Here is a 24,547-nt window from a genome sequence, read left to right as displayed (position 1 = left end):
ATCAGCTCCAGTGCGGATCTGAAATAGAAGTTTTACCATTTTCCAGACGGCCCGCAAAATACCAAATGTTATGATCCGAAATTATTTGCAAATCATACCAACCTTTTGTTTTATCTAGATTCACAATTATTTTTTCTTGTATTTTCATTAATGGAATTTTGGTTTTTCTTTTTTCGTAAAGATTTTCCATAGTGATATACGGGCTGATGCTTTCTTTTTTATTTTTCTTAATCATAATTTCAACCTGATTCTTTGATGGGTCATTGACCAGGGTAATTTCCAAATCGGGGAATTGATCCCCTTTAAAGTTTCTGTAAAAGCCATTAGGTCCAAAAACTTCGTAGCCGTAAGTCTCGGTAGAAGTAACATGAGATAATTCCTGTTTAGCATAAAGTGCGTAGGAAAAGTAAAAATCATCTTCTTCAAATCTTGTCCTGTCATAAATAATAATCGGAACAGCCCTGTCGGTTAGATTTTTCATGATAATTTTCCCATTCTCGAGGTTGACAAGATAATTATATGGAAGAGCATTAGACGGTTTGATTCCACGTTCCTGAATGTTAAGAATTTTGTCTTCAAGCTCATTCTCATGGTACCATTTCAAATCAGGAACAGGTTTATTTTTAGCGGAGTTGATGGTTTTAGTGTATTCCTTCTGATCCAGATAATTCATCTCATGAATTTTAATATTGGCAGCATTAAACGCTGATGTAAGATCTCCGCATATGGCCCTCCTCCAATCGCTGATATTGTTTACAGTAACATCTTTTTTATATTTTTTTCGGACGAAGTTTTCTAAAAACATCAGCACAGAAGTATGATCCGACACTTCAGAATTTACGTATCCTCCTTTTGTCCATGGGGATGCGATGATCATAGGGACCCTGTAACCGAGACCAACTGTTCCTTCTACTTTTTCGTAATCTTTCATTAAAGGGGAAGCCATATACTCCTGCTTTTTGCTTACATATTCAACACCCTCTGTTCCATTCAGGTCTACAGGCTGACTGGGATTTAAAGGCGGTGCAAAAGGCAGAACATGATCAAAATAGCCATCATTTTCATCGTAGTTGATAATGAAAATTGTCTTTTTCCAGATTTCAGGATCACTTGTAAGGATATTCATCACTTCAGAAATATACCACGCGCCGTACCAAGGAGATCCGGGATGATCTGAAAAGCGTTCAGGCGCAATGAGCCATGATACCAGTGGAAGTTTATTATTTTCAACATCTTTCCTAAACTGATGTAAAACGTCTCCTTTCGGTATTACAAGTCTTTCGCCATTTTCATCATGTCCTATTTCCAGATGCCAATAATCAGGATCATTTATGTTGGTGGTGAATGCTTTTTCGTGAAGATTCCTTTCCTTCTGTGAGAGACTTGAATATTGATCCGGGGGGTATTTTATTTTATCTTCCTCCAGTTCGGCAATCCTTTTTTCCAAACTGTCTTTCTGATCAGGATGTTTTTCAATTTCCTTTTTCAAATAGGCAATAATATTGGGAATATGCTCATAATAACCCTTCGAAAATTTTACATTAAAATTTGAAAACCATTCGATAGGATTATCCGTAAAATTACTCAGCCAGGCTTCCTGCTCACCGGACATTCCTTTCGGAAGGCTGATTTCATTCTGATAAATTCTCCAGGAAATATTCTGCTCTTCCAGTATTTCAGGAAAACTTTTCCATTTGGCCTGATGGTTTTTATCATAGTCAATATTTTCATTATAAATATTAGCCTTTACTTTTCCGTTTTTTTGTTCACGTAAGGTTCCCGACCAATGGAAAAGCCTGTTTGGGGTAGTTCCTGTTAGTGATGAGCAAAAATACTGGTCAAAGATTGTGAAAGCGTCCGCCAGCTGATAGTAAAAAGGGAGGTCTTCCCGGTTATAATATCCCAAAGTCAAAGGGATGTCTTTATAGTTTTTATTATCAGATGCTTTGGCCTGAAGCCAGCGATCGTATTTTCCTTTATTAAGCGCATGTTGCTGATTGTTCCAGGAGTGAGGAAGAGAGCTCATCCATGTGGATTTGGTATTCTTTAGATCCAGGCGGGCCGGTGCTGCATACTTTCCGTCATTATTTTTCTGAAAAAATACGGAATGGCCGTCCTGTTTTATGAAAGCTCTGCGATCAGAAAATCCTCTTACACCTTTTAAAGCACCGAATGCGTGATCAAAAGAACGGTTTTCCTGCATGAGAATGACAATATGTTCCGCATCATAAAAAGTAGACTGTGCCGCTGGCTCTATCATCAAAGCCTTCAGAATGGCAGGATGTAGAACACTTGAAGTTCCCAGCCCGGCCAGCAAGATTCCAGACTTTTCCAAAAATTCTCTTCTTTTCATATGGATCGTAATAGAAAGAAACCGCAAGTTAACAGGTTTCGTTTTAATTTAATAATAATTCTAATGAGTAAATTAAAATCTGCTCAAAATCCCCCAGTGGATCTTAATATCATTAAACTTAAAAGGATTTCCGAATTCGTTACCGTTGGAAAGCTGGAAACTCATCAACCCGATCGGAATAAAGAAATTGAATCCAAGCCCGACACTATAGAGTTTGGGTTTCACATTGAGGGATTTGTTGTTGAGCTGTCCGTACTGCCCGAATACATCAAAAAAGGCCTGGCTTCCGATGAGATACCGGTACTCCAAACTTCCGTAATAATAAAAATCGGCGGCCAGGGAATTTTCATTGAATCCCCGCATGGAATTCCATCCTCCGAAACGGTACAATTCGTTGGCGGAAAAGTCGATCCTGGAGTCCATCATCGCGCCTTCGCCCTTGATGTTGAGGAAATGGTTCCCGTTAATATGGTAATTATGTTCTCCGAAAAAGTAAAACTGATTTTGCGGAGACGTGATATCATCTTTGGTATATCTCGTCGTCAGATAATCGTATCCGGCATTAATTCTCGTTTTGTAAAGGAAAAGATCAATATCCGTAGGTTCTATCATTTCAAACCAGATCCCGATTCCTTTTTTGTTGTAATCTTTCCCCTGAACATACAGCGTATCAATAATACTCGAGCTTTCAAAAGTTCCCCGGAGACCGATCTTGTTTCTTGAATTCAGATGATAATAGAACGCTGGAAGCGCTTTTACATTGGCAAAAGTAGAATCCTGACGGAAAATATTGACCTTCATATTCAGTCCGACATTCGATTTGAAGAGATAGGGAACATCCGTCTGGAGATCAAATGTCTGCCCTTTATCCGGATTCCGCTGCCAATAAAGATTGATCGTTTCAAAACTGTTAAATATGTTCCTGAAATTTACGTTCAGGGTTCCGTTCAGTGTGAATTTATCTGTTTTGTCATTCCCGAAACCTATTACCCCGTCGAAGCTGTTGGTTTTTTTCTTCTCCATGAAAAGGTAAATACTTGTGGAATCTTTTGTAAACATAGTCTGCGGAGGACGTTCAAGGCTGACAAACTGATGGCTCTGAAAAGATTTATTAATGGCCAGAAGATTTTTATCATCATAGGTTTTGCCTTTAAATTCTTTTTCAAGATTTTTAATAAACCTTTTCGGAACACTGGTGTAGCCTTTCACTACAAAACCGTCGATGGTTCTTTTATCATTTTTATTGATGTCAAGCTCTACAACCGGATATCCGTTTTTCTGACCTTTATATTTCGATTTTATCCTGCTGAAGGCAAAGCCGTCATCAATATACTTTTTGTTGATGCTTTTTTTGGTTGAATCTAAATTTTTAGTGAAAAAATCTTTCTGAACTTTTATTTTATCCGAAATAGAATCTGAGAGCTTCACATACGTTTCATTGAAGTTTTTCCCTTTATGAAAAACAATTTCCGTTGTATCTCCTTTTTTTCTGACTTCCTTCAGCTGGGTGAAAAAATAGTTATTCTGAGCCAATGAATCTAGAAATTTCACGGCAGAAGCAGAATCTTTCACCTTTTTTTTCACTTTTGTTTCCGAATCAATAAGAAAATAAGGCTTCTTCTGCGCCTGAATAAAAACGCAAAAAAGGATAAAAAATATTTTTAAAATTAATTTCAATTTGTCATTCTGAATGTAATGGAACGGAATGAGGAACCTCAATAAAAAACAAAAATCCTTCACTGCATTGTATTCCATTCAGAATAACAATGCATCCAATCATTTAACTGTTTTTAGGACAGTTTATTGTATTTCTTCATTAAATTTTCATAAGTTCCCTGAGGAAGAATCCACTTTAAAGGAACTCCTATTTTCTGCCCGAATTTTCCAAAGTAATAGTGAGCTTTCCATTTGTTTTTCTGTAAAAGCAAATCTACATACTCCGCGACTTCCAGAGGTTCTGTTCCGTCTCCTACATGGCTGTTCATTAAAGCATATACTTTATCGAAAACATTCTTATAAGGTTCCGAAACTTTGGTACGTACCCGATTTTCAGCAATATTCGTTTTAATATCCCCAAGATGCAACGAGCAGACATGGATATTCCACGGATACACTTCATACCTCATCGCTTCTGTCACTTTATCCAAAGCAGATTTTGATGCAGAGTAAAACCCGCGGAAAGGCAATCCCATTTCACTTCCGATACTGGAAACATTGATGATCTGTCCGAATTTATTTTCCCTCATCTTCGGCAGTACGGCACTCATCATCTGAACCGCCCCCACCAAATTGAGATTAAATAATTTTAAAATATCTTCTTTTGAAGAATCTTCCACAGCACCCACCATTCCAATTCCGGCATTGTTGATCAGAACATCAATTCTGTTTTCTGTTTTCAATACTTCGGCAATGGCATCTTGTACTGCATTATTATCTGTAACATCTGTTGGAATTGATGTAAAATAACTGCTTTCGGTATGCTTTCGGCTTAATCCGTACACTTTATGACCTTTCTTCGCGAAATATTCTGCCAGCACGAATCCTATTCCTGAAGAGGTTCCGGTAATGATGATTGTTTTTGTATTCATGAGTTTTCAGTTAAAATAATTTGTAAATCTTCCCAAAACTTCGGATAAGACTTTTCTACTACATCTTCGTCTTCAATCTCTAATTCCTCAATAAGACAGAAAGGAGCAAAAGCCATTGCCATCCTGTGATCCTGATAAGTCTTAATGGAAATGTTATCTTCAGGCTCATTAAAGCTGATTGATTTAATCGAAAGATCAGTAAATTCAGTTTCCGTGCCCAATTTTTTTAATTCATTATGCAGTGCTAAAAGCCTGTCGGTTTCTTTTACTCTTAATGTTCCAAGTCCTGAAATTTCGAAAGGGATTTTTAAAGCTGCTGCTGTAACACAAAGGGTTTGCGCAATATCCGGGCAGTTGTTCATATCTAAGACAATCTTTTCAGGAAGAATAAAGCCGGAATCCGGTTTTAGCGTGATGGTATGATCTGCATCGCTGAAAATCGTTTTGATTCCGAAAAACTTTTCATAAATCTTTGCAATGGCAGAATCTCCCTGGGTGGATTCTTTATAAAAGCTTTTCAGATGAATGGTCTTTCTTCCCAAAGCTGCGAAAGAATAGAAATATGAAACGGAACTCCAGTCGCTTTCTACTTCATAATTGATGATTGATGATTGATGATTTATGAAAGGCTCAACTTTGATTGTGTTTCCGATAAAGCTGTTTTTAATTCCGAATCGGGTTAAAATATTCAAAGTCATTTCAATATAAGACCTCGAGGTGACTTCGCCAACCAGGTTTATTTCCAAACCGTTTTCAAGTTTTCCTGCAATCAACAATAGGGAAGTGATGAACTGGCTTGAGATATTTGCCGGAACATCAACTTTTGGCTGAGTGATTTTTCTTCCTTTAATCTTCAAAGGCGGAAATCCCTCATTTTCCATATATTCGATTTCTACGCCTAGACTTTTTAGAGCCGTCACCAGATTTTTGATCGGTCTTTCTTTCATCCTTTTGGAACCTGTCAAAATCGTTATTTTCCCATTTTGGATAGAATAATACGAGGTAAGAAAACGCATCGCTGTTCCCGCGTGATGAATGTCTACCACGTCTGTATTTTCCGATAAGGCCTTTTTCAAAAGACTTGTATCTTGGGAATTTGAAAGATTTCCAATTTGTATATTTTTAAACAGACTTTCTAAAATCAACAAACGATTCGAAATACTTTTCGAACCGCTGATTTGTATAGTCTGATTTTCTTTTAATTCTGATTTTTTTAGCTTCTTCATTATTTTCAGTAGGGAAGTTGGAGGCCGGAAGCAGAAAGTCATTTACTGTATTAAACTTCCTTCTTCTATCATCCATCTTCCTGCATTATTTTAATTTCCCGTTATTCTGATGTCTATCTTTATCCCGCTCAGTTTTTACTTTCATTTTTTTATCGAATGCTTCCTGCAGATTGACACCCGTTTGATTGGCTAAACATAATGTTACAAATAACACATCAGCCAGTTCTTCGCCAAGATCTTTACTTTTGTCGCTCTCCTTTTCACTTTGTTCGCCATATCTCCGTGCAATAATTCTTGCAACCTCGCCAACTTCTTCTGTCAACATAGCCATATTGGTAAGTTCATTGAAATAACGGACACCAATGGTTTTGATCCATTCATCAACTTGTTGCTGCAGATTGGTAATTTCCATTTAATTTTTAATATTAATCTTTTCTTCTAAAGCTACGATTTTCGTTCTTAAGGCTTCGTTTTCTTCTTCATACTGGGAAGGATTGCCTATATTTTCCGTAAAGTCGGCAAACTTTTTAAAAAGTTTTCTTACCATAACATAAACAATAATTAATGTAATGAAAGCTCCTGTTTTTACAATATTGAAATCCATTTATCTTAATTTATTGATATTGATAAGCGCCTAAAGTAGGATTTGAGGTTCTTGAAAATCCGGCAATATCCGTAGGAACTGTTGCTGCAACTGCTGTACTTCCTTTCCCGATTGCCGGAGAGTTCTGCTTAACTCTTAAATTCATCTGGGCTGCAAAATAATTGACAAACAACGGATCCTGGTTTTTCACCAGCTGAATAACACTTGGCGCAGTATCCAGGAACCCTGCTTCCGACTGACTGGAATATTTCAGCAGACAGTTTTCAAACGTAAAATTAAACAGCTGTCCGGGAGTCTGCTCAAAAAATACTGAATTGTCCCGGTCTGAGTACACGATACTGTTTCTTACATTCAGGATCAGTGCACCCTGCTCCGTCTGGTTCGATTCATTTTTCCATTCATTGGTAGCAAATATTCCGTTTCTGTTATAAGACTGCAGAAGATCAGAATAATTGGCAATGGTACAATGTGTTAAATTATAGGTTCCGCCTCTGAAGATCCCTATTGCAGATTCTCCGCAGTTGTTCATTACCAGGTTTCTTGCTGTAATTGTTGATCCGATGGAATAAATTCCATATTCCTGGAAAGTATGGATGAATGAATTGCTGATTGTAGCATTGGCCTGCTTCATTTCCAACCCTTTTGTTCCACCGAAAAGCCTTGTATAATTCATGTTTAACGTAGATCCGGGCTCCATTTTAACTGAATTCCAGTTTTTAGGAATGGTATCATAGGCAGGATCATTTCTGTCGCCGCGAAGTGTGACATTGTTGGTAAGCGTCCCGTTAATATTGAGTGTCGCACCCTGGAGTACTTTCATTCCGCTGTTTTTATGGAAATAAACTTTAGTTCCCGGCTGAATATTCAGGATTACATTCTGATCAACTGTAAGGTCACCATAAATTATTTTAGCTTTATTATTGGTCCAAGTAGCATCAGACGTTAAGATATTGGGGTTGGATGAACTTTTGATAAAAAATTCTGCATCCTGAACTACGGAGAAGAGCACAACATTTTGCTGTCCCGCAGGACTTTCAAAAAGAATTTTGTCTTCCGCAATCGCTTCAGGACCTGTTGCTTCCGGAGCAATTTCCACGAAAATATAAAGGCTGTCTTTCTTTCTCAGGGCAACATCTTTAAAATCATATCCCGGTTTTCCGTCTACATTGATTTTATATAAAGATGATGCACCTTTTTCCAGATGTATTCTCGGGATCAGGATGTCTTTATCTTCATTATTATAAACCTTTACGGCATATGTTTCCGAACGAACCTGATGATAAACGGTATCACAAAAAACCGTGTCTTTTGAAAAGCTCAACTTTTGTGAAGGAGCATCAAAACTGATATCATCTTTATTACAAGACACAGTCATCACAAGCATCCAGAAAGAAAAAGCCAGTAGTAATTTGATTTTCATCGAAATTAAGTTTAATAAATTTCAAATGTAACGAAAATACTTTAAATTTCTTATGAAGAAAAAAATATTGACAGCTTATTTGCAAATTCAAAAAAATATTGTACTTTTGCAACCTAAAATTAGCAGAGAAATATCCATTACTATTTCGAAAGCAAACTTTAATTTTTAACATTGTATTATGAAACCGCAAGGTTACATGTGACATTAACAAAAAAAGAAATTTACACATGAAAAACGGAATCCACCCAGAAAATTATAGACTTGTTGTTTTCAAAGATATGAGTAACGACGAAGTATTTCTTTGCAAGTCTACAGCAGAAACAAAAGACACGATCGAGTACGAAGGACAAGAGTATCCTTTGATCAAAATGGAAATCTCTTCAACTTCTCACCCTTTCTACACTGGTAAAGTGAAATTGGTTGACACTGCAGGTAGAGTTGATAAGTTCATGAACAAATACAAAAAATTCGCTAAGTAATTTTTTGACATTACAATATTTTAAAGTCTTTCGATTTTCGGGAGACTTTTTTTATTGTAATTTTGTTGGAACTAGAAATTAGGCGTTAGTTTAGATAATAAAATCTAAGAACTTCCGGCCTCTAACTTCTAGGTTCTAACCCCTAACTTCTATCAAAATGCAATTAGTATTTTCAGATGCGCAATACTGGGAAGATTTTCTTCCGCTTACTTTTACCCGTCCCATTGCAGAAATGCGGTGCGGAATTCTCAAGTTTTCCGAAAGATGGCAGAAAATTTTAGAAAATACTGAGATCTCCTTTTTTACGGAATCTTATTTACAAAAAAAATTTCCTGAACCTGAAAAGAAGGAAAGTCTTTTTCTGGTAACGAACTTCCTGCCGACTGAAAATGTCATCCAGCAAATCAAAGACCTTAAACAAGGAGAAGCTTTGGTGTATGAGGATGAATTAATTGCGGCTAAAATTAATATGGACGGTTTCTCTCTCAACCAGATTGAGAAAATGACGGATATTAAAGAAGAACTTGTGTTCTTTAAAAAGCCATCGGATCTTTTTACCTATAATCAGAAAGCGATAGATTTTGATTTCGAATTATTAACCCGAGGAAAAACCTCGCAGGAACTTTCTTCTACCAATGGATTTTTAGGAGATAAAAAAGATCTTTTCATTGAAGAGGGGGCACAGATTGAATTCTCAACTCTTAATACGAAAACAGGAAAGATTTATATAGGAAAGAATGCTGAAGTAATGGAAGGTTGTCATCTGCGTGGGCCGATTGCACTGTGTGAGGAATCCAAATTTAATTTAGGAGCAAAAATCTACGGAGCTACAACCATCGGTCCGTATTCCAAAGTGGGAGGTGAGGTCAGCAATATTATTATTTTCGGGTATTCCAATAAAGGGCATGATGGTTTTATCGGAAATTCGGTAATTGGTGAATGGTGTAATTTCGGGGCAGATTCCAATTCTTCCAATATGAAGAATAATTACGGAAATGTAAGATTATGGAATTACAGAAGAAAGGCTTTTGAAGATACGGGGCTTCAGTTTGCCGGTCTGATTATGGGAGATCATTCTAAAACTGCCATCAATACACAGCTCAATACAGGAACGGTTGTGGGTGTGGCATCCAATATTTTTAAAGAAGGCTTTCCGCCTAACCTTGTTGAAAATTTTTCTTGGGGCGGATTTAAAGATGATGAAAAATTTAAATTGGATAAAGCCTATGAAGTTGCAGAACGTGCCATGGCAAGAAGAAAAGTGGCCTTAAAAGATGAGGATAAGGCTATTTTAAAACATATTTTTGATCATTATTAGTATGATGAATAAAGGAAACTTCAAATTTTTTTGAAGTTTTTTTCTTTTAGATGTAATAAAATGTAAAATCTGACTGTCTTATCTATAGAAACAAAACTTATGACCCAAGAAACTTTTAGAAGTACGGTATTCATTCTCAAAAATGAGATGTATCGCTTTGCGAAGAGATTCGTCATGAGTAGTGATGAGGCAGAAGACGTGGTGCAGGATCTGATGATCAGATTCTGGCAGAAAAAAGATGAGCTGGAACAGTTCGGAAATTTAAAATCGTATGCATTAAAGGCAGTCCGAAACGAATGTCTGAACAGGCTAAAGCACCACGATGTAAAAACCGGATTTGCAGATATGCAACTTCACAGATCGGAGCTTTACAGTATGGAAGTGAATAATCTGAAAGAACATATCATTGGTTTCATTAATCAGCTTCCGGAAAAACAAAAGATGGTTATCCATTTGAAAGATGTTGAAGAGTATGAAGTATCGGAAATCGCAGAAATGCTGGAAATGGAGGAAAACGCAGTAAGAGTAAATCTTATGAGAGCAAGACAAAAAGTAAAAGAACAAATTTCACAATTGATGAGCTATGAGCAAAGACAAATTTCAAGATAAATACGATGAAGTCTTCCGGAATTTAAAGGAAGAAAAAATGGAGTGGGACTTTGAGGATTTCCTGAAACAGGCAGAAGGTAAAGAACATGCAAAAGACAATAGTGAAGCTCCTGTTATCCCGATCACCAGTAAAAATAAACCGGCTTTTCCGAAATGGTTCTGGATGGCAGCATGTACTGTGGTGTTGCTTAGTATAGGATTTATTTTTAATTATAATACTCATCAGAGTGTACAAGACCAGGCGCTGATGGTTGAAAATCAGATTAAAAGAGAGAAAAATAATTTCATCGAAGAAAATAATGAGCAGCAGGCACAGGTTGCTGTAAACCATGTATCGGATTCTGTTGCCGGGATCAAACAAGATTCGGTATTTCAGGGAAATACCTTAGCAGAAAAAGATTATTTAGATGAAATATTGCCGAAAAGAGGCAGGCTTAAAAAAGAAAGAAAGCCAAGGTATGTTGATAATTCCTCTTATCGTAAAGCGGCAAAAGATTCTACAGGCTATAAAGATTCTTACGTTATTGTAAACGGTAAAAGAATTGAAAATGTAGAAGAAGCCATTAATGTGACTAAGTATTCATTCCAAATATTTGCAAATAACGTCAGTGAAAAATTAGCAAAACCAACAGTCGTAGACGACGATTATTAATTAACCCTTAAAAAGATTATGCTCCTGATCAGGCACTAATAATCAAAAAAAATAAAATTGACTCATGAAAAAAATATTCATCATATTCGCATTCGCCTTTTCACAGTTCTTTAATGTGTACGGGCAGGATAAGCTGGACCAGCTTTTTGATAAATACCAGGAAGTGGAAGGTGTAACTTCCATAAAAATCGCAAAACCGATGTTCGGAATGCTCAGCAATCTGAATTTGGGCGATGCCGAACTCGATCAGATCAAACCTTTATTATCAAAAATAAATGGATTGAAGGTTTTCATAGCTGAAAAACCTGAAAATGCAGGTTCTGTGAACGGACAAAAACTGTCGCAGATTAACAGGGATATCAAATCTTATTTAAGCAATCTCAATTATAGTGAGATCATGACCATGAACAGCAACGGAGCAAAAATAAAATTTCTGTCTGCTGAAGAGAAAAATGGAATTCTTGATGATCTGCTGTTGAGTATTGACAGCGGAGGTGAAGAAAGCATCCTTATAAAACTGGACGGAAGGCTTTCAATGGATGATATCAATAAAATCATCAATTCTACCGAAACCAAAACAAACCCCGTAACGAATACCAAAAACAGTTTTGTTTCCCAAAATACAGCGTCTTATCTGAACGGAGAATCCAGAAATGTGGGAGATTTCTCAGGCGTGCAGGTGAGTACAGGCGTGATTGTTAATTTTAAACAGGAAAATCCTACCTCTGTAAAGGTCATAGCAGATGCTGATAAGCTTCAGTATATTGTAACAAAAGTTGATAACGGGGTCCTGAAAGTGTATGTAGATAACAAAGGACAAAAGAATCTGAAATTCAAAAATATCAGCGTAAATGTTTCTTCGCCCAGGATAGATAATATTAAAACTTCTTCGGGAGCAATATTCAATGCTATCAATACAATAAATGAAAAGACCGTTTCAGTTGATCTTTCATCAGGATCTGTAATCAATGGTGATTTTAATTCGGATAATACAAAAATGGAGCTGAGTTCCGGAGCTGTTATCAATTCTACCATCAATACAAAACAAATTGCTATTAAAGCATCGAGCGGATCGGTTGCCAATCTTAACGGAAGAGTAAATGCGGGTTCAATAGACGTAAGTAGTGGTGCGGTTTGCAATTCGGAGAAATTTCAGTTCAATGAACTTGAGGCTGAAGCAACATCGGGAGGCGTTGTTACCGGTAATGTAGCGGAGCGTTTAAAAGCAACGGCATCTTCGGGAGGAAGTATTAAATATAAAGGAAATCCAAGAGTAGATGCCAATATCAGCAAAACATCCGGAGGAAGCTTAAAACAAATCAACTAAAAAATACCAGCCATGAAAATATTTAAAACCATTTTTCTGATTATTTCCGTCATGTTTGTAATGCAGTCCTGTGTCGTTTCAGAAAAACCGAATATTGCGTATTTTTCAGATTCGGGAAGGGAATTTAAAGGAGCTAAATTTGTAAGCATCAATGTTCCGCTGTTTTTGGCTAAGCCTTATATCAAAAAAGCATTAAGAGAAGACGGAGAAGATGAAGATCTTATCAGGCTCGTAAAAAAGGTTTCGAAAATAAAAGTATTAACTGTTGAAAACGGAGACCGTAATATGCTGAGAGATTTCGCAAATTATCTGAATAATAATAATTATGAAGAATGGGCTATGATAAAACATAATGGCGACAATGTCAACATTCGGGTGAAACAAAAAGGTGACGCAATTAAAAATATGATGATCACTGTAAATTCAGATAAAGAACTTGTTTTTGTTGATATTAAAGGAAACTTTACAGCAGATGATATTTCAAGACTTATTGCTTCTGCAAAAGATAAGTAGACATTCATATTCAATCATATATTAAATTTCATTTGTACAAACCATTTCTTATCGGAGATGGTTTTTTAATTTAAGTTATTGATTATTAAGTTTTATTTAAACTATTAAAATCGATTTTCGTATTTCATCAAAATACCTTAATTTTGCAAGAAAGTAAAGATGTCTATTCATAACAAAATTGTAGAGACAGCCATCACTTTCGATGACGTGCTTCTAGTTCCTTCTTATTCTGAAGTTTTACCTAATCAGGTTTCATTAAAATCAAGACTTACCGACAAAATTACGCTGAATGTTCCAATCGTTTCTGCTGCAATGGATACAGTAACCGAAGCTGAATTGGCAATTGCATTGGCAAGAGTGGGCGGTTTGGGTTTTATTCATAAAAATATGACGATTGCAGAACAGGCCGCTCAGGTAAACCGTGTAAAACGTTCCGAAAACGGAATGATTTCCGATCCTGTTACGCTTTCAAAAGACCATACGTTGGCTCAGGCTAAAGATACAATGGCGAAATATAAAATCTCCGGGCTTCCGGTGGTAGATGCCGAAAACACATTAATAGGAATTATCACCAACAGAGATGTAAAATATCAGGAAAATCTTGATATGAAAGTGGAGGAGATTATGACAAAAAATAATCTGATCACCTCCGATAAAAATACCAATCTTGAAAAAGCTAAAGAAATCCTTCTTAAAAACAGGGTAGAAAAGCTTCCGATCGTTGATGCTGAAAATAAACTGGTTGGTTTAATCACCATTAAAGATATTGATAATCAACTCGAATATCCGAATGCGAATAAAGATCAGAACGGCAGGTTAATCGTTGGAGCAGGTGTAGGCGTAGGAGAAGATACGCTGGAAAGAATTGAAGCATTGGTGAAAGCCGGTGTTGATATCATTGGTATTGATTCTGCACACGGACATTCTAAGGGTGTTCTGGATAAAATTTCGGAAATCAGAAAGGCATATCCGGACCTTGATATCGTTGGTGGAAATATTGTAACGGCTGAAGCAGCCGAGGATTTGATCAAAGCTGGAGCAAATGTTCTTAAAGTAGGAGTAGGTCCTGGTTCTATCTGTACAACGAGAGTAGTTGCAGGTGTTGGAGTTCCTCAGTTGTCCGCTATTTACAACGTTTACGAATATGCGAAGACTAAGAATGTTGCCGTTATTGCAGATGGGGGAATCAAACTTTCCGGAGATATTGTAAAAGCAATCGCAAGCGGGGCAGGAGCTGTAATGTTAGGATCACTTCTGGCAGGAACAGATGAAGCACCGGGTGAAGAAATTATCTTCCAGGGAAGAAAATTCAAAACGTATCAGGGAATGGGAAGTCTTTCTGCTATGAAGAGAGGCGGAAAGGAAAGATATTTCCAGAGTGAAGCTAAAAAATTCGTTCCGGAAGGAATTGAAGGAAGGGTTCCAAGCAAAGGGAAGCTGGAAGACGTTATTTTCCAGTTAACAGGAGGCTTAAGAGCCGGAATGGGATATTGCGGTGCAAAAGATATTGAAGCACTACAAACAGAAACCAAAATGGTAATGATCACAGGAAGTGGATTGAAAGAATCGCATCCTCATGATGTAATTATTACTCAGGAAGCTCCGAATTATTCACTTTAAAAAATAATTTTAAATTATATTAGAAAGCCATGCAACTGTGTATGGCTTTCGTTTTTTTATGTGATGAGGTTAAATTAAAATTTAATCAATGAAATGACTAATAAATTATTTTAGGTAAAACTTTCTTTTTACAGAGAATTTTCAAGGATAAACACAATATGAGAGAAAAAAAAATAATTATTTAATATTTGTTAATTAATTTAATTTTTGTTGTGTAATTATGGGTATTTTAATTGTTTTTATTGATTTATTCGTAATAAAATATTAAATTTACGACGAAAATAATATGCGATGAAAAAATTAATTTTATTAGGCTTATGTTGGTTTAGTGTTAGTTTATATGCTCAACAAAGACAATGGGTATGTGGTTTTGACGATACTCAAAAGCAGTTTAGCAAAGAAAATAAGGAAATTGGGGATATAATTCGCGGTAAAATTCGCAACCAGATCATCAGTCAGCAAAAAAATTCAGGCAAGCAGGGGGCTGCTTTCAAAACGGTGAATGGAGTTTATGAAATTCCTGTAGTTGTTCATGTAATCGTTCCTACCGGCTCTGCTCTGGGTTCTGCTTATAACAAAACGGATGCCCAGATCCAGGCCTGGCTGGATAACTGTAACCAAATGTACGCAGGAACCTACCAGTGGTCACAGGGAGTTCCCGCTGATTTTGGCAATGCAGCTGTAATGCCTATAAAACTGGTGCTGGCAAAAAGAGATCCTAGCTGTAATGCAACTACCGGGATCATACGATACAATGGCGGCACTATTACCGGATACGATACAAATGGCGTAAGAAAGGCTACTAATACGGGTGTTACTACAGCGCAGGTTAAAGCAATTGCACCCCACTGGCCGGAATCTTCATATTTTAATATTTATATTATTAATAAAGTTGATGGAGGTGGGCAATATGGAATTATGGGTTGGGCAGGTCTACCAACAAACCCTGACTCCTCATTTGAATCTTTTATGAAATCATTTGTAGTCACCTTACAGGATGATATTACACTGGCTCATGAATTCGGTCACAGTATGGGGCTTCTGCATACTTTTGGAAGCGCAAATTCCAATCCGCCGGCAGGAACCACCTCTACAAGTTTTTGTCCTAGTCAGGCTTCTAACGACTGTACTGTAGATGATGACGGAATCTGTGACACAGAATGGTCAAGAAGTTTATTAAATGACTTTCCGGCTCCAACAAATAGTGATATGAATTACTGTACAGGAACCAATTACCAAGGTGTTCAATATAATATGATGAACTATACAAATCCTACGGCATTCAAATTTACTGATGGACAGCACGACAGATCCGCGCTTTACTTTTTTGCATTTCGGGCATCGCTAAGTACTTCACTCGGGGCAACTGTTCCTGCATCGGCATCTTCCATAGGAATTCCTGTTGCAGCTTGTTCGCCAAGTGGTTTAACCAATGCAGCGACAAACAATTATCTGATAGGGCCGACATTAGTAAAGCTTGGAACGATCAATAATGGTTCTTCCGGCGTTTGGACATATGCTCCTAATTATTACGAAGATTATACTTCCTCAAGTTGTCTTAAAGCAACATCTACGGATTTGCAAGTGGGTCAGCTTCAAAACCTTCAGGTGAATGTGACTGATTCCGGGAACTCAATGCGCACATGGATTGATTACAACAATAATGGTACTTTTGAAGCTTCGGAATTGGTAGCTTCGCAAGATAATATTTCTGCCGATCCGGTTACTCTTATTGGTATTTCTAATACAACATTTACTCCCCCGGCTACAGCAGTCCTAAACACTCCGTTGAGAATGAGAGTTATAGTAGATTACCAGAATTCGAATATTACGCCATGTGGTCAATTAGTCTGGGGACAGGCTGAAGATTATACAGTTAGATTACTTAATACTTTAGCAACAAATGACGTGAAAACGGAAGGTGATGATTGGGTAATCTATCCTAACCCAATTACACAAGGAGGTGATGTTTTCGTTAGAGTTAAAAATGATAAAAATCTTAAAGTTACCATTTCTGATATGTCAGGAAGACTGGTGGCAACACCATCTTTAATAAAAGAAAGTAATGATACTTACAGAGTAAAACACAATCTTGAAAAAGGAGTATATGTGGTTCAGGTTTCTAATGGAATGGATACAAAGACTTCTAAGCTTATTGTTAAATAATTATGTTTGATTAGAACATATATATTGCCTCTGCTGAATGCAGAGGCATTTTATTTTACTTTTTTATATTTAAATTTTGGCTTAATCACGTAATTTAAAAACCTTCCTTTCGACTGTACTGTTTTAAATCGTTCAAAAATTTCTGCGGGAACATCAATATAATCATATACGGCACCGGACTGGTAGATTATTCTCAAAACCTCAGTCTCCTGAAAATAGTGGTATTTGTTGATTACTGAAGAAGGCATGCGAAATACCGAACAAAAAATGTTCCTTTGGAAACGGTTAAGGTCAAAAAAAGCCTCCCGGAACCCGAAAGGCAATGATGGTTTATATTTTTATTGGTTTAATTTGTCTTTAAAATCATCAATTCTGAAATCCGTTAATGCATTTCCTTTTTCAATTTTTTCTTTTGAATAAAGCCGGAAATCATTTTCAGTTTTTTCCAATAGATAATCGTAAGGGCCAACATGAGATATTAATTTAACCAAAACCGGGGAAATTTCAAGGCAGATAAAAAGTCCCATGATAAAGGCGGCTGCGAGTCCGATGACGGCCGAATTTTTTCCCAATTCATCCAAAGCCTGAAGCCTTGCCGCAAAACCGTTGAATTTGTCTTCAAAAGTTTCTGTAGATTTTCTTTCCGTTTCAAGATTGGTGTAGACTTTGGAGATTTCCTTATCAAGATATTCAAGTCGGGGAGCAACCTGTTTCTGGTAATTTTCCAGATCCTGGCGTCTTTGTTCCTTGAGTTCCTGTTTACGTTTGGCATTTGGCCCGAATCCTTCTTTCCCGCTGGTTAATCCGGACTGTTTTCCGAGGATTTCTTTTTCCAGTTCTACAGAAGCAGAATCATAGGATTTTTGATAACTGGCAATTTTTTCGGTAATCTGTTTTTTTTCAGTTTCAAAAGGTCCGCTTTGCTGAAGAATTCTACCGTTCATCTCGCCCTGAAGCTGTTTTTTATTTCTTTGAATGATGGTGTTCAGCTGTTTGTTGACTTCTTTTTCAAAAATTTTAAGTTCCAGGGGTTTTGAAATGATAATTCCCAGAAATGTTGCTAAGATTAATCTCGGAACAGCCATTAAAACCTGATTCCACCAGGTTCCGGTTTTTTTAATCGAAGAAACAATGTACCGGTCCAGATTGAAAATCATTAATCCCCACAAAACACCGAACCCAATAGATGCCCAGATATTATCAAATACAGTATACATGGCATATCCTGCAGAAAGTGTCGCGAAAACAGCGGTAAATAAAACGATTCCGCCGATTCCGGCAAATTTGTTCCATTCGCTGGGGGTTTTTCTTAAAATATGAATGTTTCCTCCGGAGCAGACCATCAGAAACTTCTGGAACCAATTTATTTTATGATTCGCCTGATTTATAGTTTGTTGGTTATTTTTCATAACAGAAAATTTATACAAATGTACTACTAAAAACTATACCAATGTAAAAGATAGTATTATGTTTTACCAAGTATAACGGTTTCATTGTTTATTTTATTGCAAATCATTGAATTAAATTTATTCGTAAAAAATTCTTATCTTTAATTATCAATCACAAAACAACTATTATGAAAAATGTAATCAATCTTTCAGCAGTATGCCTTGCAATGGTCTTTACTTCATGCAGTAAAGAAAAAACCATTGACGATGACCTGAAAGAAGTTGCAGAAAATATCAACAAGACAACCCCGCAAAATTTAGCAGATGGTGTACGTCTTGACAGTGTTTCTGCCCAACCGGGAAAAATTTTCAGATATAATTATACATTGCTGGATGATGTAAAAGAAAGTGTAACACCGGAACAGATCGAAATGTTTAAAACAAGTGCTAAAGAAGGAGCTTTGCGCGTTGTAAAAGCTTCCCCGGACATTAAGCAATTTCGTGATAATGATGTGACCATGGTATATACTTATTACGATAAAAACGGAAAGCTGACGGCAGATTTTAAAATTACCCCTGCAGAATACAAGTCAAAATAAAAAATATCCCACAGATTGATAAGAGCTGTGGGATATTTTTATTTTAAACGATCGGGATTTTGTTTAAGAAAACTTTCCCAGCCGGTGTAAGATTTTGTATCGGTAATGGTGCCGGAATTGAAATGGTGGCAAACGGCTACGGCCAGACCATCTGAAGCGTCAAGATATTTTGTGGGAAATTCTTTTAAATTCAGTAAACTTTTTAGCATTCCTGCAACCTGCTCTTTACTCGCATTTCCGTTTCCCGTGATCGCCATTTTTATTTTTTTCGGGGAATATTCTGTGATGGGAATATTCCGGTGAAGGCTTGCTGCCATGGCAACCCCCTGCGCGCGGCCCAACTTCAGCATACTCTGTACATTTTTTCCGTAAAAAGGTGCTTCAAGTGCGACTTCATCCGGATGAAATTCATCAATAAGCGCCAATGTTTTATCAAAAATATATTTTAGTTTGGTTTCGTGGTTGGGATATTTCTTGAGCAGCAATTCATGAATGGATATCATTTCCATTTTACCTTTTTTTACGGAAATAATACCAAAACCCATTACGGTAGTTCCCGGGTCAATTCCTAAAATTATTTTCTCTGCAATCATCGGTTCAAAGATATGATTTTATATGATGTTATCTTGTAAATCATCAAACATCCTGTCAGAATATCAGCTTTTTTTCTGCTATCGGAACCCACTGTTGATCATGTCGAAGTAAAATTATTTTATCAACTAAGAAATTAGTTTTATATGGTTTTTCGTTGTAAACTTCCCAGGCCTTGAGATAATTTTCCCATGTCAGATCTCTATAGGCTACCGTCATATGAGGATTGAAAGAATAATTATTAAAATTAAATTTTGCTTTTACTCTTTGGTAGAGTATCCGTAATGGCTCACTGTCTTCCGGTTGTATGTATATCACCGGATTTTTAGGATTTGCAAAACTTCCGAAACCATTAAGCACGATTTCGAAAGGAGCAATATGCGTGTCAATATCATAGAATGCCCTAAAGATATCTTCTTCCCAATCTGCTTCTCTTGAAAAAGGCGGGCAAAGGGTAATATGGGCCTCGTTTTTTAATGCTTTTGAGTTTTCATAATGGAGGGCCAGATCTCTTTTGAAAATTTGTACCTCATCGATAATTTCTTGAGGTGGAAATATTGCAATAAAGTAAAGCTTTTTTGTCATTAAACTAAAGGCATATATTTAAAAAGTACTATTTTGAAATCAGGTCGCAGAACCAGAAAACATATTCGCCGCTATGAGTGTTTTCATCAGTTTTTGGTTTTGGATAGCCTTTCTTTATTGTTTCTCCGATATCAAATGAAATAGGATTTTTAAAAATCGGGCCATCAAAAGTAAAGGTGTGGAATTCTCCGTTTTCACCACAAGGATCTACATTTTCAGGTAAATCCTTTATGAAATCTTTATCAATGATTCTTCCAGCAAAACTTTTATCAAGATACATTTCATTGACACAGGTTACAATGGTTTTAAAGCCTAAATCAAGGAATTCATGGATGAGGTTCGCAGTATTCTCTTTCCATAACGGGAAAACAGCTTTCATTCCGATTTCCGACAATTGTTCTTCCCGGTATTTTTTTAGGTCTTCCAGAAAAATATCTCCGAAAATCGAATGGGTAACACCAACGGATTTAATTTCGTTCATGGTTTTTGCCATCATTTTGCGGTATTCTTCCATGGTTGGCTCTTTCGGAAGTTCCATTTTAATCAACGGAAATCCCAAACTTTCAGACTGTTTTTCCAATAGAGAAACAGGAACACCATGCATGGAGATTCTCTGGAATTCTTTATTAATGCTTGTCAGTAAAGAAGAGATTTCATATTGGTCTTCTTTTAAAATCTTATACAGAGCCAAAGCAGAATCTTTTCCGCTGCTCCAGTTGAAGATGGCTTTGGGTTTCATTGCTGATATGAACTTCAGGATTAAGACTATCAATAATAATTTTATTTATTATCTGGTCTTCCGAAATTATTTAGTTCGTTAGGTTCGATTTTACTTTTTTCGGCTTCTTGCCTTTTCTGTAATTCTTCAGTATTTTTAGTCATGTTACTTTTATGCGTGTTGTCCATCGGATATGAGTTACAGCTTTTTAAAAATATTAAAGCAGAAATTATTATTGTGATTGAGAAAAATCTTTTCATAAAATTTTTTAAAGATGTTAAAAATAAAGAAATTCAAAAATACAAAACCTCAAAGAATTTCCTTGAGGTTTTAATTTATAATTATTAATAAGTTTAGTTGTCAAAATTGCCTGTCCGGCTACGGACTACATATTTCTTCGGTACTTCCCGCCCACTTCAAACAAAGCATTGGTAATTTGTCCCAAAGAACAGTACTTCACGGCATCCATCATTACTTCAAATAAATTTTGCTGATTGATTGCTGCGTGTTGTAAAGTTTTTAAGGCTTCTTCGGACTTTTCGTCATTAGACTTTTGGAAATTATGAAGCATTTCGATCTGGAACTGCTTTTCTTCCTCCGTTGAACGAATAACTTCTCCCGGACGCACCGTTGGCGAACCGTCTTTACCTAAGAACGTATTTACTCCGATAATCGGATATTCTCCGGTATGTTTCAGCCACTCATAATGCATTGATTCCTCCTGGATTTTTGAACGCTGATACATGGTTTCCATTGCGCCAAGAACACCTCCTCTTTCCGTAATTCTGTCAAATTCCGCATAAACGGCTTCTTCCACCAAATCCGTTAATTCTTCAATAATAAATGAACCCTGAAGCGGATTTTCATTTTTTGCTAAACCTAATTCTTTGTTGATAATCAGCTGAATCGCCATTGCTCTTCTTACCGATTGCTCAGTCGGAGTAGTAATTGCTTCATCATAAGCATTCGTGTGCAGTGAATTACAGTTATCATAAATTGCATACAACGCCTGTAAAGTAGTTCTGATATCGTTAAAATCAATTTCCTGAGCGTGCAGCGAACGTCCCGAAGTCTGAATGTGGTATTTCAGCATTTGGCTTCTTTCGTCGGCACCATATTTTAATTTCATTGCTTTTGCCCAGATTCTTCTGGCGACACGTCCGATTACTGAATATTCAGGATCGATCCCGTTGGAGAAGAAGAATGATAAGTTCGGTGCAAAATCGTTGATATCCATTCCTCTCGACAGATAATATTCCACATAGGTGAAACCGTTTGCCAAAGTAAATGCCAGCTGAGAAACCGGATTTGCTCCCGCTTCTGCAATGTGATACCCTGAAATGGAAACCGAATAGAAGTTTCTTACTTTTTCTTTAATGAAGTATTCCTGAACGTCACCCATTAATCTCAATGCAAACTCTGTAGAGAAAATACACGTATTCTGAGCCTGGTCTTCTTTTAAGATATCTGCCTGAACGGTTCCACGAACAGTTGCAATGGTTTTAGCCTTAATTTCAGCATAAATTTCAGCAGGAATGACTTCATCACCGGTGATTCCTAATAATTTCAGTCCTAAGCCATTATTGGAAGGTGGCAGTTCTCCGTTGTATTTTGGTCTTGCCAAACCTTTATCGTCAAATTTTGCTTTTAAAACTTCCTCAACCTTAGCCTCAAGCTTATTTTCAATAATATATTTTTCTACATTCTGATCGATGGCTGCATTCATAAAGAAAGCCAACAGCATAGGAGCCGGTCCGTTGATCGTCATTGAAACTGAAGTCAATGCATTCACCAGATCAAAACCTGAGTATAGTTTTTTGGCATCATCTAAAGTCGCAATAGAAACTCCCGCATTTCCGATTTTTCCATAAATGTCTGGCGGTAAAGCTGGATCTTGCCCATAAAGAGTTACCGAGTCGAAAGCTGTAGACAAACGTTTTGCAGGCATTTCTGCAGAAACATAATGGAATCTTCTGTTGGTTCTTTCAGGACCTCCTTCTCCTGCGAACATTCTCGTCGGATCTTCTCCTGTTCTTTTGAAAGGATAAATTCCCGCAGTATAAGGAAAGCTTCCCGGTAGATTTTCCTGGCCTTTCCATTTGATCAGATCACCCCAGTCGTTGTACTTTGGTAAAGCAATTTTCGGAATTCTTAAATGAGATAAAGATTCTGTTGAGGTTTCAACTTTAATTTCTTTCCCTCTTACATAATATGAATAAAACTCTGCATGGAAAGCTTTTTTCGTATCATCCCAGGTTTTCAGGAAATCGATATTTTCCTGTTGGAGCTCTTTTTCAGCCTTCTGATATTCAGTGTCTAAAGTTTCATTTGAAAGGAAATTTTTAACACCTTCAATATGATACATTTTTCTTGCTAGTTCAGCCTGTTTTTCAACATTGGCGTCGTATTGCCTGTTGTTTTCAACGATTTCAGATAGATAACGAACTCTTTTTGGAGGAATAATCGTTACTTCATCTGTAATTTCCTGTTCAACAAAGGCCTGTAATTTTAAATCAGCAAATTTGTTATTTACTTTAGAAACCAATCTGTTGTATAATTCTGTCGTTCCGTGATCATTGAACTGAGACGCTTTTGTTGCGTAAACCGGCATTTCATCCAAAGGCTGTTCCCAAAGCAAATGGTTTCTCTGAAATTGTTTTCTAACCGCCTGAAGCGCATCTAAAGCACCTCTTTTATCGGATTTGTTTAAAGCAACCAGATCCGCATAATCAAGCATGTCTATTTTTTCCAACTGGGTTGACGCTCCATATTCAGGAGTCATTACATACATGGAAACATCTGCAAAATCAGATACTTCCGAACCGGATTGCCCGATTCCTGATGTTTCGAGAATAATTACATCTGGATGAGCCAGCTTTAATACATTCAAGGCAGACTGGATAAACGGGGAAACGGAAACATTGTTTTCCCGAGTAGCCATTGAACGCATGTAAACTCTCGGATCGTTGATCGCGTTCATACGGATTCTGTCACCCAAAAGTGCCCCGCCGGTTTTCTTTTTGGAAGGGTCAATGGAGATAATGGCTATTTTTTTATCGGTATTGGAACGTAAGAAACGTCTTACTAACTCATCTGTTAACGAAGATTTTCCGGCGCCACCGGTTCCTGTAATCCCGATGATCGGAATGTGGAGATCTTTTGACTTCTCGTCGATGGCTTTTACAAGATCGGGTTTTTCCTCTGAAAAGTTTTCAACGGCAGAGATCACCTTTGCAATGCTCGTAGGATTTTCAAATTGAATTGAATCTAAATCATGAACATCAACCTCTTTTCCGGTGGCAAAGTCGGATTTTTGTACCAGATCATCAATCATTCCCTGAAGTCCAAGCTCACGGCCGTCATCCGGAGAATAAATCCTGTCGATTCCGTAATCCATTAAATCTTTAATTTCCTCAGGCAGGATAACACCGCCGCCGCCGCCGAAAATTTTAATCTGCGGTGAGTTTTTTTCTCTTAAAAGATCGTAGATATATTTAAAATATTCGTTGTGTCCGCCCTGATAAGACGTTAGCGCAATGGCATTGGCATCTTCCTGAATAGCCGTGTTTACGACTTCCTCTGCAGATTTGTCATGTCCAAGGTGAATGACTTCGCATCCTGTTCCCTGAATGACACGGCGCATGATATTAATTGCAGCATCGTGGCCGTCAAATAATGAAGCAGCCGTTACAATTCTTACTTTGTTTTTAGGAGTATATTTTTGGGTTTCCATAAAAAATCTAGAAAATTTCTGAATTTCCAAATATAATAATAAAATAACAACCTTTTGT

Annotated in this window: 23 protein-coding genes; 9 read left to right on the top strand and 14 right to left on the bottom strand. The window is 37.0% G+C overall.

Going from position 1 to position 24,547, the window contains the following annotated elements; all coding sequences use genetic code 11:
• Position 1: 1 nt before the first annotated feature.
• The 8 genes from M0D58_RS09540 to M0D58_RS09505 form a co-directional block, all read right to left on the bottom strand.
• Positions 2 to 2,353, bottom strand: coding sequence for a phosphocholine-specific phospholipase C (locus M0D58_RS09540; RefSeq protein WP_248388717.1), 2,352 nt, complete (start codon positions 2,351 to 2,353; stop codon positions 2 to 4).
• Positions 2,354 to 2,425: 72 nt separating this feature from the next.
• A complete protein-coding gene (locus M0D58_RS09535; RefSeq protein ID WP_248388715.1) occupies positions 2,426 to 3,937 on the bottom strand; it encodes a BamA/TamA family outer membrane protein in 1,512 nt (503 codons plus the stop codon).
• Between the two features lie 206 nt (positions 3,938 to 4,143).
• On the bottom strand, positions 4,144 to 4,941 hold the full coding sequence (locus M0D58_RS09530; RefSeq protein WP_248388713.1) for an SDR family oxidoreductase: 798 nt from the start codon (positions 4,939 to 4,941) through the stop codon (positions 4,144 to 4,146).
• The gene (locus M0D58_RS09525; RefSeq protein WP_248388711.1) at positions 4,938 to 6,017 is read right to left on the bottom strand and encodes a 3-phosphoshikimate 1-carboxyvinyltransferase; all 1,080 of its coding nucleotides are present in this window, start codon (positions 6,015 to 6,017) and stop codon (positions 4,938 to 4,940) included. Before M0D58_RS09525 ends, M0D58_RS09530 begins: the two co-directional genes overlap by 4 nt.
• A gap of 46 nt (positions 6,018 to 6,063) precedes the next feature.
• A complete protein-coding gene (locus M0D58_RS09520; protein WP_248388709.1) occupies positions 6,064 to 6,243 on the bottom strand; it encodes a hypothetical protein in 180 nt (59 codons plus the stop codon).
• Positions 6,244 to 6,252: 9 nt separating this feature from the next.
• Positions 6,253 to 6,579, bottom strand: coding sequence for a nucleotide pyrophosphohydrolase (locus tag M0D58_RS09515; RefSeq protein WP_248388707.1), 327 nt, complete (start codon positions 6,577 to 6,579; stop codon positions 6,253 to 6,255).
• Positions 6,580 to 6,771, bottom strand: coding sequence for a hypothetical protein (locus tag M0D58_RS09510; protein ID WP_248388705.1), 192 nt, complete (start codon positions 6,769 to 6,771; stop codon positions 6,580 to 6,582).
• Positions 6,772 to 6,781: 10 nt separating this feature from the next.
• On the bottom strand, positions 6,782 to 8,191 hold the full coding sequence (locus tag M0D58_RS09505) for a hypothetical protein (protein ID WP_248388703.1): 1,410 nt from the start codon (positions 8,189 to 8,191) through the stop codon (positions 6,782 to 6,784).
• Positions 8,192 to 8,418: 227 nt separating this feature from the next.
• Between M0D58_RS09505 and M0D58_RS09500 the strand changes: the two genes are divergently transcribed.
• The 8 genes from M0D58_RS09500 (at position 8,419) to M0D58_RS09465 (ending at position 16,875) form a co-directional block, all read left to right on the top strand.
• On the top strand, positions 8,419 to 8,670 hold the full coding sequence (locus tag M0D58_RS09500; protein ID WP_002976190.1) for a type B 50S ribosomal protein L31: 252 nt from the start codon (positions 8,419 to 8,421) through the stop codon (positions 8,668 to 8,670).
• A 157-nt stretch (positions 8,671 to 8,827) separates the two neighbouring features.
• Positions 8,828 to 9,988, top strand: a complete 1,161-nt coding sequence (locus M0D58_RS09495) for a GlmU family protein (RefSeq protein WP_248388701.1) — start codon at positions 8,828 to 8,830, stop codon at positions 9,986 to 9,988.
• A gap of 99 nt (positions 9,989 to 10,087) precedes the next feature.
• Entirely contained in the window at positions 10,088 to 10,597 is a 510-nt protein-coding gene (locus M0D58_RS09490; protein ID WP_248388698.1) for an RNA polymerase sigma factor, read from the top strand.
• Positions 10,572 to 11,249, top strand: a complete 678-nt coding sequence (locus M0D58_RS09485) for a hypothetical protein (protein ID WP_248388696.1) — start codon at positions 10,572 to 10,574, stop codon at positions 11,247 to 11,249. The genes M0D58_RS09490 and M0D58_RS09485 overlap by 26 nt, the downstream gene beginning before the upstream one ends.
• A 64-nt stretch (positions 11,250 to 11,313) precedes the next feature.
• Positions 11,314 to 12,576, top strand: coding sequence for a DUF4252 domain-containing protein (locus tag M0D58_RS09480; protein ID WP_248388694.1), 1,263 nt, complete (start codon positions 11,314 to 11,316; stop codon positions 12,574 to 12,576).
• A 12-nt stretch (positions 12,577 to 12,588) separates the two neighbouring features.
• Positions 12,589 to 13,089 carry a DUF4252 domain-containing protein gene (locus M0D58_RS09475; protein ID WP_248388692.1) on the top strand — a complete coding sequence of 167 codons (501 nt, stop codon included), beginning with the start codon at positions 12,589 to 12,591 and terminating at the stop codon, positions 13,087 to 13,089.
• Positions 13,090 to 13,248: 159 nt separating this feature from the next.
• A complete protein-coding gene (guaB, locus tag M0D58_RS09470) occupies positions 13,249 to 14,709 on the top strand; it encodes an IMP dehydrogenase (RefSeq protein ID WP_169232006.1) in 1,461 nt (486 codons plus the stop codon).
• A 291-nt stretch (positions 14,710 to 15,000) separates the two neighbouring features.
• A complete protein-coding gene (locus tag M0D58_RS09465; RefSeq protein ID WP_248388690.1) occupies positions 15,001 to 16,875 on the top strand; it encodes a GEVED domain-containing protein in 1,875 nt (624 codons plus the stop codon).
• 50 nt (positions 16,876 to 16,925) lie between these two features.
• On the opposite strand, the gene M0D58_RS09460 is transcribed toward M0D58_RS09465, so the two are convergent.
• Together M0D58_RS09460 and M0D58_RS09455 are read right to left on the bottom strand one after the other, a co-directional pair.
• Complete coding sequence (locus M0D58_RS09460) at positions 16,926 to 17,123, bottom strand: KTSC domain-containing protein (protein WP_248388688.1); 198 nt, start codon at positions 17,121 to 17,123, stop codon at positions 16,926 to 16,928.
• A 90-nt stretch (positions 17,124 to 17,213) separates the two neighbouring features.
• On the bottom strand, positions 17,214 to 18,284 hold the full coding sequence (locus M0D58_RS09455) for a DUF4407 domain-containing protein (protein WP_248388686.1): 1,071 nt from the start codon (positions 18,282 to 18,284) through the stop codon (positions 17,214 to 17,216).
• A 167-nt stretch (positions 18,285 to 18,451) separates the two neighbouring features.
• Here M0D58_RS09455 and M0D58_RS09450 point away from each other — a divergent pair, with 167 nt between their 5' ends.
• Entirely contained in the window at positions 18,452 to 18,862 is a 411-nt protein-coding gene (locus tag M0D58_RS09450; RefSeq protein WP_248388684.1) for a hypothetical protein, read from the top strand.
• 38 nt (positions 18,863 to 18,900) lie between these two features.
• Here the strand turns inward: M0D58_RS09450 and ruvC are convergent, their stop codons facing one another.
• The 4 genes from ruvC to M0D58_RS09430 all read right to left on the bottom strand — a co-directional run bounded on the left by ruvC (position 18,901) and on the right by M0D58_RS09430 (position 24,489).
• Complete coding sequence (ruvC, locus tag M0D58_RS09445) at positions 18,901 to 19,455, bottom strand: crossover junction endodeoxyribonuclease RuvC (protein WP_248388681.1); 555 nt, start codon at positions 19,453 to 19,455, stop codon at positions 18,901 to 18,903.
• Positions 19,456 to 19,510: 55 nt separating this feature from the next.
• Positions 19,511 to 20,038 (bottom strand): 2'-5' RNA ligase family protein, encoded by a 528-nt coding sequence (locus M0D58_RS09440; protein ID WP_248388679.1) that lies wholly within the window; start codon positions 20,036 to 20,038, stop codon positions 19,511 to 19,513.
• Between the two features lie 28 nt (positions 20,039 to 20,066).
• A complete protein-coding gene (locus tag M0D58_RS09435) occupies positions 20,067 to 20,777 on the bottom strand; it encodes a Dph6-related ATP pyrophosphatase (RefSeq protein WP_248394971.1) in 711 nt (236 codons plus the stop codon).
• A gap of 364 nt (positions 20,778 to 21,141) precedes the next feature.
• A complete protein-coding gene (locus M0D58_RS09430) occupies positions 21,142 to 24,489 on the bottom strand; it encodes a methylmalonyl-CoA mutase family protein (RefSeq protein WP_248388677.1) in 3,348 nt (1,115 codons plus the stop codon).
• Positions 24,490 to 24,547 lie beyond the last annotated feature (58 nt).

The organism is Chryseobacterium nepalense, from assembly GCF_023195755.1.
GTDB lineage: Bacteria > Bacteroidota > Bacteroidia > Flavobacteriales > Weeksellaceae > Chryseobacterium > Chryseobacterium nepalense.
This window is presented reverse-complemented; position numbering and strand designations above follow the sequence as displayed.